Origin of the sequence: Pseudomonas sp. UFMG81 (genome assembly GCF_015354575.1) — a bacterium.
Taxonomy (GTDB): Bacteria; Pseudomonadota; Gammaproteobacteria; order Pseudomonadales; family Pseudomonadaceae; genus Aquipseudomonas.
In genome coordinates this window covers 14,187-27,266 of the sequence record NZ_JACAFQ010000042.1, presented here as the reverse complement: position 1 = coordinate 27,266, position 13,080 = coordinate 14,187, and the positions used below count along the sequence as shown (strand labels likewise).

Genomic DNA, 13,080 nt, shown 5'->3' with positions numbered 1-13,080 from the left:
CGCTCGGTGTTCAGATCTGCAGGCCGGCGCGCAGCAACCAGACCTCGGGTTCACGCGGGTAGCCACCCGGCGTGCTGAGGCTGCGCTGGTAGTCGATATCCACCTGCAAGGCTTTGAAGCCCAGGTTCAGGCCAAGGCTGGCACCGCTCAGGCGTTGGCTGGGCGCGCCGTGGTCGGGCTTGATCCAGCCATGGTCCAGGCCCAGGCGCGGGGTCACGGTGAACGGCCCTTGCGGGCGCAATGGCAGGCGCAGGGTGTTGCGCCAGATCGCCCCGCTGGCACCGGAGACGCTGCTGACGCGATAGCCGCGCACGGCGGAATCGTCGGTGCCAAGCACCTGCTCGATGGCCGGCAACGGGTCGGGGCTGTATTGCAGGTTGAGCTGGCTCTGCCATTGCCATGGCTGCCCGGCCAGCTGGCCATTGCGCCACTGGCCTAGGCCCAGGCGGTATTTGTGGAACTGCGCCCGGGGCAGGTCATCGACCACGCGCTGGCTGTCGTTGTCGGCACCCAGCCAGCGCAGGCCCTGGGCGTAGTTGAGGTCGAGGTTCCACACCGCGCTGTCGAGCCAGAACAGGTTGAGCCCGGCCTCGGCCACCGTCAGGGTCGGGCTCTGCACGTCCAGCCGGACCTTGCCGAACTCGCTGTCGACGGCCTTGTGCGCCAGTTGCAGGCTGGCGCTCAGCTGGTGGCGCTGGTCGCGCCACAGCACCCGCTCGCCCCGCAGGCTGAGCTGGTCGGTGCTGCCGCTGCTGTAGAGCGTCAGCGTGCGGAACTTGACCGGTGCACGGTATTCGGCATGGCTGGCGAACAGGCTGTAGGTCCAGTAGCCGTGGGGGATGGCGTAGTACAGGCTGGCGTTGCGGCTGTAGCGGTCGCCCTGGTTGAGGGTGTCGCTGGCACCCAGGCTGAGCAGGTCGTTGAGCGCCAGCGGGTTGTCCAGGCTCAGGCTGAGCACCTGGCGATCTCGCCCGGTGCCGGCACTGCCCAGGTTGTCCATGCCCAGCCCCACGGCCAGCCGCGGCTGGCCGGCGCTGCGCGGGCGCAGGATGATCCGCGAGGCGCCTGGCTGGGTGCCGGGGGCGATGTCGGCGACCAGGTCGACCGAACGCAGGCGGTTGAGCTGGTCGAGGCCCTGCTCCAGGTCGCGCAGGTTCAGGGGTTGGCCGAGCAGGCCGGGGAAGGCACCGGCCAGGGAAATCGGCAGGGTCTGGTCGGCCAGCTCGATGGCCTCCAGATAGCCCTCGTCGACCAGGATGTCCAGGCTCTGCCCGGCTTGCGGCGCGTGGGTGAGGTAGGGGCGGCTGGCGATGTAGCCCTTGGCGGTATACAGCGCGGTGAGGCTCGCGAGCACCTGGTTGATCTGGCCCACGCCCATGCACGGGGCGATCAGCGGTTGCAGCCTGGCATCGACAGTGGCTCGGTCGATCAGCGTGACGCCGCCTACGCGGATGCCGGCCAGCGGCCAGCAGCGCACGTCCGGGGTCGCCGCCTGGGGGGCCTGAGCCGGGGTGTCGGGTGCACTGAATGCGCCGCGCTGCAACTGGCGGCGGCGTTGTTCGAGTTGCAGTTGCTCGAGGTCGTGTTGCTGTTGCTGCTGCTGGCGCAGGGCTTCCTGGCCTGCGGTGACCGGCTCGGCCTGCGCGGCACCGGCCCACAGGCACAGCAGCATGGCGGGCAATGGCAGGTAACGGCGATTTGTGGCAGGCAGGTACAACATACAACACCCATACGCTGGTAAATGCACGATGCGAAGTTGCAAAGGGTTTGAACTTTCACGTGCAGTTACTGAAGGTTATCGGCTTGGTTTTTGGAACTTTAGGGAAATAGGGAATCCACTCTCTTAATTGTCCTACAATCCAACTTGCGGATCGTATGATTGAGCCGACATCTCTATAACGATTGGTGCGAGTTAATATTTAACAGTCGGGCGTTAGTTGCCCTGACTAGTTAGGATTCGGTAATGGCCACCAGGTGCATGCCGATAGGTTTCCTGCGCCTACAAGATCGAGCGCCGCCCGCGCGGCGCATCGCTGGCAAGCCAGCTCCCACATCTGTTTCGGGACAGTTATGCCAGCGCCGCCGCGGCTGTAAGCCTTGTTTGTACGACGCGGTTTTTGCATGGTCGCTAGCGCCGCCCTACATGCCTCAAGTCTGGTGGTGCAGCATCAGCGCCAACGCTGAAACCGCGTCGTACAAACAAGGCGGACAGTGGAGATGGACCAGGAGTAACTGGCCCGAAACAGATGTGGGAGCTGGCTTGCCAGCGATGCGCCGCGCGGGCGGCGCTCGATCTTGAGAGCGCTGCAAAAACCTGGGCAAGCACCTGTCAGCCCCCATGCAATTTCAAGACAGCCCCCCAACCAACCAACCAACCAACCAACCTCTACCCAAATATCAAACCACCCCAGCCTTCCCCAACATCCCAATCAACTCCTGCGGCCAGACAATCTCGCCAGTGGTTTGCAACTCATCCCGTGACCACCAGCGATGATCCGCAATCACCTCACTCTCATGGGCCGTCCACTCGGCGCTGGACAATGCCTGGTGCTCCGCCTGCACGACAAAATAATGCTCCACCGACCACACGCTCTCGCCACACGGCAGCATCAACTCAAAGCGGCGTTCAGCGATACGCTCGCCAACCGCGTCGATGACAATGCCCGTCTCTTCACGCAGCTCCCGGATCGCCGCCGCCTCGAAACTCTCGTCCGCCTCCACCCCTCCCCCCGGCGTGGCCCAGTAGTCATCGCCGGCCAAGGGGCCTTCCTTGTGCACGAACCTGAACAACAACACCCGTCGCTCCGGGTTGATCACCAACAGTCGTGCCGACTTGCGCTCGCGCATGCAATACATCCTTGCTCAATTCAAAACTCAGGCTCGGCCGCAGGCCTGGCCCACAGGGCGCGCATCATACAGCGGCTTCGCAGCATTGAACGCCATGGCGTATCATCGCCGCCCTCAAAGGAACGAGACCTGCAACTGTCGAGGGACATGTGAAACTTCAACACGACATCGAACGCATCTTCGGCCGCGGCTGCTTCACCCGCCCGGTCTACTACAACTACCCCGGCGGCCTGCGCTTCGAGCTGTCCGAAGCCGGTGGCGCGATCGAGCAGTTCATCACCGCGCTGCGCAAGGCCACGCAGGTGTGCAGCGACGTGTTTCGCGACCAGCAGAGCGTGGTGGTGTGCCTGCGCGCCCACAGCAACGTCATTACCGAAACGTCCCGCCAGGTAGTGCGCGCGCTGCGCGATGCTGGCATCAGCATCCCCCGCGAGCGCTCGCTGTGGCGCGCGCCGATCGACTCGGATGACTGGTGGGATGAACACACCCCTGAGTTCTGGATCAACCTGGCCTTCGCCGTGCCGCTCGACCGTTTGCAGGCGCTGCTGTGGTGCGCGCTGGCCACGGACTTCCCGATCGAACCCAACCCATCGTGCATGCTGTTCCTGTTCAACCTGCCGCAGCAGTTGATGGTCTGGCCCTACGATGACCGGGGTATGGATGTGGTCGGCCCCAACCACGCCTTGTTGAGCCAGCTGTACCACCAGCACAACCACTACCTGCTGGACTACGACCGCGACGAGATGGACCGTGTGTTCGCAGGGCCCGCAGCTTGTCCGCTATGAAGGCTCGGCAACGCCGACAAAGCTGCCAGGGGCAAACTGACTCACACAGTGTCAGTGCCCCTTGCGCACGAACTCACGCAAGGCGGTGATGCCGAGCAACGCCTCATCCGAATGGGCGATGCGGTGGCAGTTGGCGCACAACAACACAAGATCCTCGATCTTGGTAATGCCTGAATGAGCCTCATGGGCAAGCGGAAGCTGATGGTGGCATTCGATGACGCGGGTCGCCTTGTCTCCTAACAGGGCATGGAAATCCGTCTCGCAGGCCTCGCAGCGGAGCGCGCCTTGTTCGCTCAGGCGTTGTAGCTTGAGCTTGTGATACGCACGCCCCTTGCGCTCCGTGCGCAGGTGGTTTCGAAGCTTTTTCGAGCCTTCCACGATGCCGGCGGATTGAGTCAGTTCGTCGCGCGCGTCCACGAACTTCTCGAGCAGCCCAGAGATGACAGGGGATGCTTGGCCCACTGCGACGATGTCGTCCCGGTTGTAAAAATCGAAACTGCCCAGCACATGCACGAAGACGCCGAGACTGTCGTCATCGACGGTCGCCTTGCGCCAATCCGTAGAGCAGACATTATCTTCCGGGCCACCGCCCTGGCATCGTTTGTAGAAAGAGCACCATTGCAGACAGCTGCCTGTGCGTCGGAACGTGTACCAATTACGCCCCCCTGGCATCAGTGAGTCGAGAACCGCCTGTTCGTCCCGATCAAGTTCTACGTAAGACTCGATATTCATCCCTTGCCCTCCAAGGCATTTTCTCTGTTCGCCATGCCAGGGGCCTGCCTCGCATGACGGCCCGCAGCCGGGTAGTGCCACCGGGCGTGTGCATCATCGCGCATTTTCTGACACAGGCAACAACACCCGCGCATCACCCGAGCAGGTTTGCGCATTCCGCCGGATTGCTTGCCTGATCCTCTGGACCTGCGGGGTGCATCGGTTCCGCAGCATCAACCCTGTGCTAGCGTTTCTCGATTGGGGAACAGCGTATTCCTCGCGTTCGCAACCGATGATCAGCAGGTGAGCCATGGAACTGAAAATCAACCAGAAGACCTACCAGGTCGACGCTGACGCCGACACGCCGCTGCTGTGGGTGATCCGCGACGACCTCGGCCTGACCGGCACCAAATACGGCTGCGGCCTGGCCCAATGCGGCGCCTGCTCGGTGCTGGTGGACGGCAACGTGGTGCGTGCCTGCGTCACCCCGGTGGCCGGGGTGGTCGGCCGCGAGGTGACCACCATCGAGGCCATCGAGGATGACGCCGTGGGCAAGCGCGTGGTCGCGGCCTGGGTCGGGCACCAGGTGGCCCAGTGCGGCTACTGCCAGTCAGGCCAGGTGATGGCCGCCACGGCGCTGCTCAAGCACACGCCAAAGCCCAGCCCGGAACAGATCGACGCGGCCATGATCAACCTGTGCCGATGCGGCACCTACAACGCCATCCATGCCGCCATGCATGAACTGGCCGAAGGTGGGAATGCCTGATGAACGCCCCCATCGATTCCCCGCAAGACCTGCTCCACCTGGCGGTGGGCGAAACCGTCAACCTGTCGCGCCGGCGCTTCCTCGCCGGCACTGCCGTGGGCGCCCTGGTGCTGGGCTTCGGCCTGCCGCTGGGCTCGGCGCGGGTGCAGGCCGCCGCGTCAACGACCGCCGAGCGCGGCACCCAGGTACCGGCGTTCCTGGAAATCCGCCCGGACGGCAGCGTGCGCCTGCTCAGCCCGTTCATGGAAGGTGGCCAAGGGGTCAACACCGCCATGGCACAGATCGTCGGCGAGGAACTGGACGCCGACCCGGCCACCTTCATCGTCGACAGCGCCCCGGCAGGTGAAGCCTACGTGGTGATGGAAAACGGCCTGCGCATCACCGGCGGCAGCATGTCGGTGCGCATGAGCTACCCGACCATGCGCCGCCTCGGCGCCCTGGCCCGGGCCATGCTGCTGCAGGCCGGCGCCGCGCAATTGGGCGTGCCGGTGGGCGAACTGACGACCGAACCTGGCAAGGTGGTGCATACCGCCTCGGGCCACTCGCTCGGTTACGGCGAGCTGGCGGAAAAGGCCATGGACCTGCCCGTGCCCGCCCCCGCCAGCGTGCAACTGCGCGACCCTGGCCAGTTCCGCTGGATCGGCAAGCCGGTGCAACGCCTGGATGCCTACGACAAGTCCACCGGCAAGGCCATCTACAGCATCGACGTGAAAGTCGACGGCATGCTGCATGCTGCCGTGCAGCATGCGCCCAGGCTGGGCATGACCGCTGGCGCAATGCGCAATGAGGAACAGGTCAAGGCCATGAAAGGCGTGCACTCGGTGCACCAGCTGCCGGGCGCTGTGGCAGTGGTGGCCGAGCGCTGGTGGCACGCCAAGCGTGCGGTCGAGGCGCTGCAAGTGGACTGGCAGGAGCCCGGTGCCGACAGCAAGGTACGCTCGATGCCGGCGGACTTCTCCAGCGACGGCTGGCGCGACCACCTGGCCGCCCAGACCGGCCCGGCCCGCGACGATGAAAACCACGGCGATGTCGCAGCCGCCCTGGCCAAGGCCAAGACCACCGTCGAAGCCACCTACCACAATCAGTTCCTCAACCACGCCCAGCTGGAGCCGCCGTCGGCCACGGCGCGCTTCAACCCCGACGGCAGCCTGGAGGTGTGGTTGCCCAACCAGGCCCAGGACATGTTCCGCGACGACATCGCCAAGCGCACTGGCCTGAGTGCCGAACAGATCACCCTGCACTCGCCGCTGCTCGGTGGTTTCTTCGGCCGGCACTTCCTCTACGACGCGGCCAACCCCTACCCGCAGGCCATCGCCCTGGCCAAAGCCGTGGGCCGGCCGGTGAAGCTGATCTGGAGCCGCGAGGAGGAGTTCCTGCGCGACGCCATGCGCCCGATGGCCGTGGTCAAGTTCCGCGCCGGCCTCGACGCCGAGGGCCTGCCCGTGGCCATCGAGGCGGTCAGCGCCACCGAAGGCCCCACCGAGGCCATCGCCGGCCAGCAGGGGGAAAAGCTCGACCCCACCGCCCTCGAAGGGCTGTCGGGCAAGGCCTACGCCATCGCCAACAAGCGCATCGCGCAGATCTATGTGAAAACCCCGGCCATGCAGGGGTACTGGCGTTCGGTGGGCAACTCGCTGAATGACTTCTTCTACGAGTCGTTCCTCGATGAGCTGGCCGACAAGGGCGGCCATGACCCCTTCGAGCTGCGCCTGCGCCTGCTGCGCGACAACCCGCGCCTGACCACCCTGCTGCAGGCGGTGGGCGAGTTGTCCGGCGGCTGGAAGCGCGGCCCGTTCACCGCCGAGGACGGCAGCCAGCGCGCCCGCGGCGTGGCCATGGCCTCGCCGTTTGGCTCGGAGGCGGCGGTGATTGCAGAAGTCTCGCTCGACGGGGGCCAGGTGAAGGTGCACGACATCTGGCAGGCCATCGACCCGGGCAGCATCGTCAACCCGGCGATCATCGAGGCGCAGGTCAACGGCGCGGTGTCGCTGGGCTTGTCCCAGGTACTGCTGGAAGAAGCGGTGTGGTTGAACGGCGTGCCACGGGCGCGCAACTACGACCTGTACCCGGTCCTGCCACCGTCGCGCATGGCCCGGGTGCATGTGCGCATCGTGCAGAGCGGGGCGAAGATGGGCGGGATCGGCGAGCCGCCGTTGCCGGCCGTGGCGCCGGCGGTGGCCAACGCCGTGGCGCGGCTGACCGGCCAGCGCGTGCGCAGCATGCCGTTGAGCCGCCATACCTTCAGCTGACACGACAAGGACCGCCCATGAACAACCGCCGATTGGCAACAACCGTGCGCTGGCTGGCCCTGCCGTGCCTGGTCGCGGCAGGCCTGCTGGCCTGGTACGTCACCCGTGAGCCCGCCTCGCCGTTCCAGGCCGGGGGCCAGGCCGATACCACCTTGGTCAGCCGTGGCGAGTACGTCGCCCGGTTGAGCGACTGCGTGGCCTGCCACAGCCTGCCAGGCAAGGCGCCGTTTGCCGGTGGCCTGGAAATGGCCACGCCGCTGGGGGCGATCCACGCCACCAACATCACCCCCGACCGTGAGCACGGCATCGGCGCCTACAGCCTGGCCGACTTCGACCGCGCCGTGCGCCACGGCGTCGCCCCTGGCGGGCGAAGGCTGTACCCGGCCATGCCCTACCCGTCCTACGTCAAGCTCAGCGATGACGACGTGCGCGCGCTGTATGCGTTCTTCATGCAAGGCGTACAGCCGGCCAACCAGGCCAATATCCCCAGCGACATTCCCTGGCCGCTGAACCTGCGCTGGCCCATCGCCCTGTGGAACGGCCTGTTCGCCCCTACCACGCCCTATGCACAAAAGCCCGACAAGGATCCGCTGTGGAACCGTGGCGCCTATATCGTCCAGGGCCCGGGCCACTGCGGCAGTTGCCACACCCCGCGCGGCCTTGCGTTCAATGAAAAGGCGCTGGACGAACAGGGCGCACCGTTCCTCGCAGGCGCCCTGCTCGACGGCTGGTACGCCCCCAGCCTGCGCCAGGACCACAACACCGGCCTGGGGCGCTGGAGCGAACCGCAGATCGTGCAGTTCCTCAAGACCGGGCGGAACAAGCACGCCGTGGTGTACGGCTCGATGACCGAGGCGTTCAACAACTCCACGCAGTTCATGAGCGACGACGACCTGGGGGCGATTGCCCGCTACCTGAAGTCGCTGCCCGGTGACCCGCAGCGCGACGGTGCGCCCTGGCAGTACCGGGCGGTGGCCGCCAACCTCAACACCCCGGGCGCGCACACCTACATGACCCGGTGCGCCACCTGCCACGGGCTGGACGGCAAGGGCCAGGCCGAATGGATGCCGCCGCTGGCCGGCGCCACGTCGATGCTGGCACGGGAGGACGCCTCGGCGATCAACATCACCCTCAACGGCTCGCAGCGCATCGTCGCCGCCGGGGTGCCGGACGCCTACCGCATGCCAGCGTTCCGCGAGCAGTTGTCGGACCAGGAGATCGCCGAAGTGCTGAGCTTTGCCCGCACCACCTGGGGCAACCAGGGCGGCGCGGTGGATGTGCAGGCGGTCGGCAAACTGCGCGGGCACACCGACCCGGCCAGCAGCAGCCCGATCATTTTGCATATGCGCTGAGGGTCAGCTCATTTTGCCAAGCCTCCTGTGGGAACGGGTTCACCCGCGATTGCTGCGTCAGCCTCACTGACGCTTTCGCGGGTGAACCCGCTCCCACAGGGGATGTGTCGAGCGGCCATCTCACCCGGCAACACATGAGGAGGTTTTATTCACACCATGGAAAGCATCGACCTGCTGGTGCTGCGCACCGCCCACGACTGGCTCAAGGCCGGCCACCGCGTACTGCTCGCCACCGTGGCCCGCACCTGGGGTTCGTCGCCGCGCCCGGTGGGCTCGATGATGGCCTTGCGCGGCGACGGCCGGGTGGTCGGCAGCGTGTCCGGCGGCTGCATCGAGGACGACCTGATCCAGCGCTATACCCGCGCCCACGGCGGCGCCGAAATGCCTGACGGCACGCCGCAGGTGCTCAGCTATGGCATCAGCGCCGACGAGGCACACCGCTTCGGCTTGCCCTGTGGCGGCACCCTGGAACTGGTGCTCGAGTTCAACCCCGGCGCGCGCATGCTGCGCAGCCTGCTCGAGCAACTCGACAGCGGCCAGCTGGTGCGCCGCCAACTGGCCCTGCACGATGGCACGGTCAGCCTGCGGGCGGCCACGGCCCCTGAGCCGTTCGGTTTCGACGGCCTGCACCTGAGCAACACCCTGGGCCCCGGCTACCGCATGCTGCTGATCGGCGCCGGCGCGCTGGCCGAATACCTGGCGACCATGGCCTTGTTCAACGGTTTCAAGGTAGCGGTGTGCGACCCGCGCCCCGAACACCTGGCCACCTGGTCGGTGGCCGGCGTGGAACACCTGCCGGGCATGCCGGACGACGTGGTGAGGGCGTTCCAGGCTGACCTGCGCAGCTGCATCATCGCCGTCAGCCACGACCCCAGGCTCGATGACCTGGCGTTGCTCGAAGCTGGCGAAAGCGAGGCGTCGCTCGAGCGGCTGCGGGGGCCGATCGGCATCTACATCGGCAGCAAGACCCCGGCGGAGATCGCGGTCAGCGTGATGGCCGAGGTGCTGGCGGTGAAAAATGCGGTGGCCTTGCCGGGGGCGGTGGATGTTTCCGAAGCCAAGCGGGATCGCGACCGAGGCGCACCTGTTGCCTGACGGTGCCTGGAACGCCTCATTCGGCGTAGGCCCCCCCTGCCCTACGGGCTGCGCTGTCGCGCAGGGAACATTGCCAGCAGCCGCACCGCGATCCCCTGTAGGAGCGGCCTTGTGCCGCGAAAGGGCTGCAGAGCAGCCCCATTCTTTCGTGTCGCACAATCAATCGCTGGGGCCGCTTTGCGGCCCTTTCGCGGCACAAGGCCGCTCCTACAGGTGATGTGCAAACTTCAAAAGCTGACACGATCCCCGTAGGAGCCGAGGAACATTCGCCGCACCCCACACCTGCCAACCAGTGTCTATGCTTCACCACGCAGTCCCTACTGGTATCGATCACAAGGAAGACAGGCCAATGAATTCAACCCGTTCCCTCGCCCGTGCCATCGCGCTCGCCTCGTTGCTCTGCACCGCCAGCCTCACCGCCCACGCCGCCGAACTGCCGATTGCCAGCGAAGCGCTGGAAAGCCACGTCGCCACCCAGGTGACGGCGATCGACCTGGCCAACCGCCAGGTCACAGTCAAGGGGCCCAACGACAAGGACGTGACGTTNGTAGGAGCCGAGGAACATTCGCCGCACCCCACACCTGCCAACCAGTGTCTATGCTTCACCACGCAGTCCCTACTGGTATCGATCACAAGGAAGACAGGCCAATGAATTCAACCCGTTCCCTCGCCCGTGCCATCGCGCTCGCCTCGTTGCTCTGCACCGCCAGCCTCACCGCCCACGCCGCCGAACTGCCGATTGCCAGCGAAGCGCTGGAAAGCCACGTCGCCACCCAGGTGACGGCGATCGACCTGGCCAACCGCCAGGTCACAGTCAAGGGGCCCAACGACAAGGACGTGACGTTCCAGCTCACCGAAAAGGCCAAGGCGCTGCCCAACCTCAAGGTAGGCGACGACGTCGATATCTACGTGACCCGCGCCATCGCCTACGTGCTCAACACCACCGAAGGCGGCGCGCCCAAGGCCAGCGAGGAGTCCGGCACCATCCGCGCCACCGCGGCCAACCCCAACCCCGGCGGCGAAGCCTTCCGCCAGGTGAAAGTGACCTCGAAGATCACCAAGATCGACCTCAAGGCCCACGAAGTCACCCTGCTGCCGCCGGAAGGCAAGCTGCAGGTGGTCAAGGTCGAGAACCCAGACCTGCAGGCGCGCATGAAGAACCTGAAGGTGGGCCAGACGGTCGACGCCATCTACACCGAAGTGCTGCGCGTGGAGACCTCGCGCCCAGCCCAGTAAAACCTTTTGCCCGGCCGCGCATCGAACATCAGGCAAGCCCTTCATCTTGACAGGAGGTTCCCCATGACGATGCGCACGGCCTTGCTTGGCGGCCTGTTCCTGGCCCTGACCGGCTGCTCCGGGTCCCCCGGCGGGCAACTGCCACCGCCCACCACCCAACAGGTCGAGCTGCAGCGTTACCAGGGCACCTGGTACGAGCTGGCGCGCCTGCCGATGTTCTTCCAGCGCAACTGCGTGCAGTCCGAAGCCCATTACCGGCTGCGCGAGGATGGCCGCGTCGACGTCGACAACCGGTGCAAGGAGGACGACGGCCAGTGGAACGACGCCCACGGCATTGCCGAAGCACAAGTGCCCGGGCGCACCGACAAACTCTGGGTACGGTTCGACAACTGGTTCAGCCGCCTGGCGCCGGAGATGACCAAGGGCGAGTACTGGGTGCTGTACCACGACCCGGACTACCGTGTGGCGCTGGTCGGCCACCCGAACCGCGAATACCTGTGGCTGTTGTCACGCACGCCGACGGTCAGCGCGCAAACGCGCGATCAAATGCTCGACCTGGCGCGCAAGCAAGGCTACCCCACCGACACGCTGATCTGGCGCCAGGCCGATACCCGATGACGCCCAGTGCCACCCCCTGTAAGGTGGGCCTCCCCGGCTCACCCAAAGGAATGCGCGCCATGATCACCTGCCACCTCAAGTACATCATCGACCCTTACCAGGTGCCCGCCTTCGAAGCCTACGGCAAGCTGTGGATCGGCTTGGTCAACCGCATGGGCGGTACCCACCACGGCTACTTCCTGCCCAGCGAGGGCGCCAACAACGTCGCCTATGCGCTGTTCAGTTTCCAGAGCCTGGCCGCCTACGAGCAGTACCGCACAGCGTCGGAAACCGACCCCGAGTGCATCGCTGCGTTCGCCCTGGCGACCGAGCAACGCTTTATCCTCAGTTACGAGCGCACGTTCCTGCGCCCGGTGCTCAGCTGAACTTGCGCGATCGGTTGTTGCACCGTGCCCGACGCGCCGCTAACCTTGCGCGCCCTGGCAAATAGCCATCCCGAGCAAGGAGTGCAGTGTGAAGCGTGTCGCGCGGTGGTTGACGTTATCCGGCCTCGGCCTGTTGTTCGGTTGCACCCCAGGCCAGACCCTGAACTTCGACGTGCAATACGGCTACTACCACAACTTCCTGCGTGAATACGTAGGCGATCGTGGCCAGCTGACTTGCCAGGTGGTCATCCACGAAAACCATACCGGCGAGAAATGGGTGCCCTCGGTGATCCTCGCCGCAGCCCAGGATGAAAATGAGGACTACACACTGTTCCTGTCCAGCTCGCCGCTGCCCCATGGCAGCAGCATGCGCACCTTCAACCTGCGCACCTTCGTCGACGCCAAGCCGGTCATCGACGAGCACTTCCTCAACCGACCCAACAACCACGACAGGTATGGCCTGCGCCTGGCCTGGCATGCCGACGGCTCGATCAGCTACCAGGTCGACAACGGCGATGGCTGGACACCCAAGGCGACGGTACAGGCCCCCGGCTTCAAGGTGCGCCATGTCAGCGCCCATGCCAGCGGGGTGAAGGGTGTCGCCCATTGCGAACTCAGCGACAGCGACGCGTGAGGCCGATCAGGGCCCAGGCTGCTCCTTCCACGCCTCAAGCGCTGCGATGAACTTGTCCAGTGGCACACGCAAAGGTTGCCAGTCCTTGACGTAGTGATGGCCGATCAGCACGCCTTCATCCTCGAAAGCCACGTGGTAGGCATTGCCACTGTAGGGAACCACCTGCCGGTTGCTGCGAGCGGCCTGGGCCTTTTCCATCAGGCTCCCAAGTGCCGCAGCGGTGACCTCTTCACTGAGAAACTGCTGAAGGCCGGCATCGGTCGGTGGTGTCGTGCTGGAGGCTTGGGACATGGCAGGTTCCTTCTGNCGGCGATACGAAGAAAAGCGCCGGGCGGCGCAATTCGCCGGCAAGCCGGCTCCCACAGGCTCAGTGTGGGAGCCGGCTTGCCGGCGATGGGCCGCAACGCGGCCCTGATCAGCCC

13 protein-coding genes and 1 pseudogene are annotated in these 13,080 nt (G+C 65.7%); 10 read left to right on the top strand and 4 right to left on the bottom strand.

Annotated elements, in window-relative coordinates; genetic code table 11:
• Window positions 1-10 precede the first annotated feature (10 nt).
• Together IX761_RS23410 and IX761_RS23405 are read right to left on the bottom strand one after the other, a co-directional pair.
• The gene (locus tag IX761_RS23410) at window positions 11-1,672 is read right to left on the bottom strand and encodes a ShlB/FhaC/HecB family hemolysin secretion/activation protein (RefSeq protein ID WP_416366812.1); all 1,662 of its coding nucleotides are present in this window, start codon (window positions 1,670-1,672) and stop codon (window positions 11-13) included.
• Between the two features lie 725 nt (window positions 1,673-2,397).
• Complete coding sequence (locus tag IX761_RS23405) at window positions 2,398-2,847, bottom strand: NUDIX hydrolase (protein ID WP_194791873.1); 450 nt, start codon at window positions 2,845-2,847, stop codon at window positions 2,398-2,400.
• A 149-nt stretch (window positions 2,848-2,996) separates the two neighbouring features.
• Between IX761_RS23405 and IX761_RS27430 the strand changes: the two genes are divergently transcribed.
• A complete protein-coding gene (locus tag IX761_RS27430; RefSeq protein WP_194791872.1) occupies window positions 2,997-3,632 on the top strand; it encodes a DUF3885 domain-containing protein in 636 nt (211 codons plus the stop codon).
• A 51-nt stretch (window positions 3,633-3,683) separates the two neighbouring features.
• Here IX761_RS27430 and IX761_RS23395 read toward each other — a convergent pair whose 3' ends face one another.
• Complete coding sequence (locus IX761_RS23395; protein WP_194791871.1) at window positions 3,684-4,364, bottom strand: HNH endonuclease; 681 nt, start codon at window positions 4,362-4,364, stop codon at window positions 3,684-3,686.
• Window positions 4,365-4,653: 289 nt separating this feature from the next.
• On the opposite strand from IX761_RS23395, the gene IX761_RS23390 reads away from it, so the two are divergent.
• The 9 genes and pseudogenes from IX761_RS23390 (at window position 4,654) to IX761_RS23350 (ending at window position 12,658) form a co-directional block, all read left to right on the top strand.
• Complete coding sequence (locus tag IX761_RS23390; protein ID WP_194791870.1) at window positions 4,654-5,109, top strand: (2Fe-2S)-binding protein; 456 nt, start codon at window positions 4,654-4,656, stop codon at window positions 5,107-5,109.
• Window positions 5,109-7,358 (top strand): xanthine dehydrogenase family protein molybdopterin-binding subunit, encoded by a 2,250-nt coding sequence (locus IX761_RS23385; RefSeq protein WP_194791869.1) that lies wholly within the window; start codon window positions 5,109-5,111, stop codon window positions 7,356-7,358. The genes IX761_RS23390 and IX761_RS23385 overlap by 1 nt, the downstream gene beginning before the upstream one ends.
• Window positions 7,359-7,375: 17 nt before the next feature.
• A complete protein-coding gene (locus tag IX761_RS23380; protein WP_194791868.1) occupies window positions 7,376-8,710 on the top strand; it encodes a c-type cytochrome in 1,335 nt (444 codons plus the stop codon).
• A 156-nt stretch (window positions 8,711-8,866) separates the two neighbouring features.
• On the top strand, window positions 8,867-9,805 hold the full coding sequence (locus IX761_RS23375; RefSeq protein ID WP_194791867.1) for an XdhC family protein: 939 nt from the start codon (window positions 8,867-8,869) through the stop codon (window positions 9,803-9,805).
• 349 nt (window positions 9,806-10,154) lie between these two features.
• Window positions 10,155-10,356 (top strand): annotated as a pseudogene (locus tag IX761_RS23370) (hypothetical protein); the annotation flags it as partial.
• Between the two features lie 97 nt (window positions 10,357-10,453).
• The gene (locus IX761_RS23365; RefSeq protein ID WP_194791866.1) at window positions 10,454-11,041 is read left to right on the top strand and encodes a hypothetical protein; all 588 of its coding nucleotides are present in this window, start codon (window positions 10,454-10,456) and stop codon (window positions 11,039-11,041) included.
• Between the two features lie 63 nt (window positions 11,042-11,104).
• A complete protein-coding gene (locus IX761_RS23360) occupies window positions 11,105-11,659 on the top strand; it encodes a lipocalin family protein (protein ID WP_194791865.1) in 555 nt (184 codons plus the stop codon).
• Between the two features lie 59 nt (window positions 11,660-11,718).
• A complete protein-coding gene (locus tag IX761_RS23355; RefSeq protein ID WP_194791864.1) occupies window positions 11,719-12,024 on the top strand; it encodes an NIPSNAP family protein in 306 nt (101 codons plus the stop codon).
• 88 nt (window positions 12,025-12,112) lie between these two features.
• Complete coding sequence (locus tag IX761_RS23350; RefSeq protein ID WP_323744601.1) at window positions 12,113-12,658, top strand: hypothetical protein; 546 nt, start codon at window positions 12,113-12,115, stop codon at window positions 12,656-12,658.
• 6 nt (window positions 12,659-12,664) lie between these two features.
• On the opposite strand, the gene IX761_RS23345 is transcribed toward IX761_RS23350, so the two are convergent.
• On the bottom strand, window positions 12,665-12,949 hold the full coding sequence (locus IX761_RS23345; RefSeq protein ID WP_194791863.1) for a hypothetical protein: 285 nt from the start codon (window positions 12,947-12,949) through the stop codon (window positions 12,665-12,667).
• Window positions 12,950-13,080: the final 131 nt, after the last annotated feature.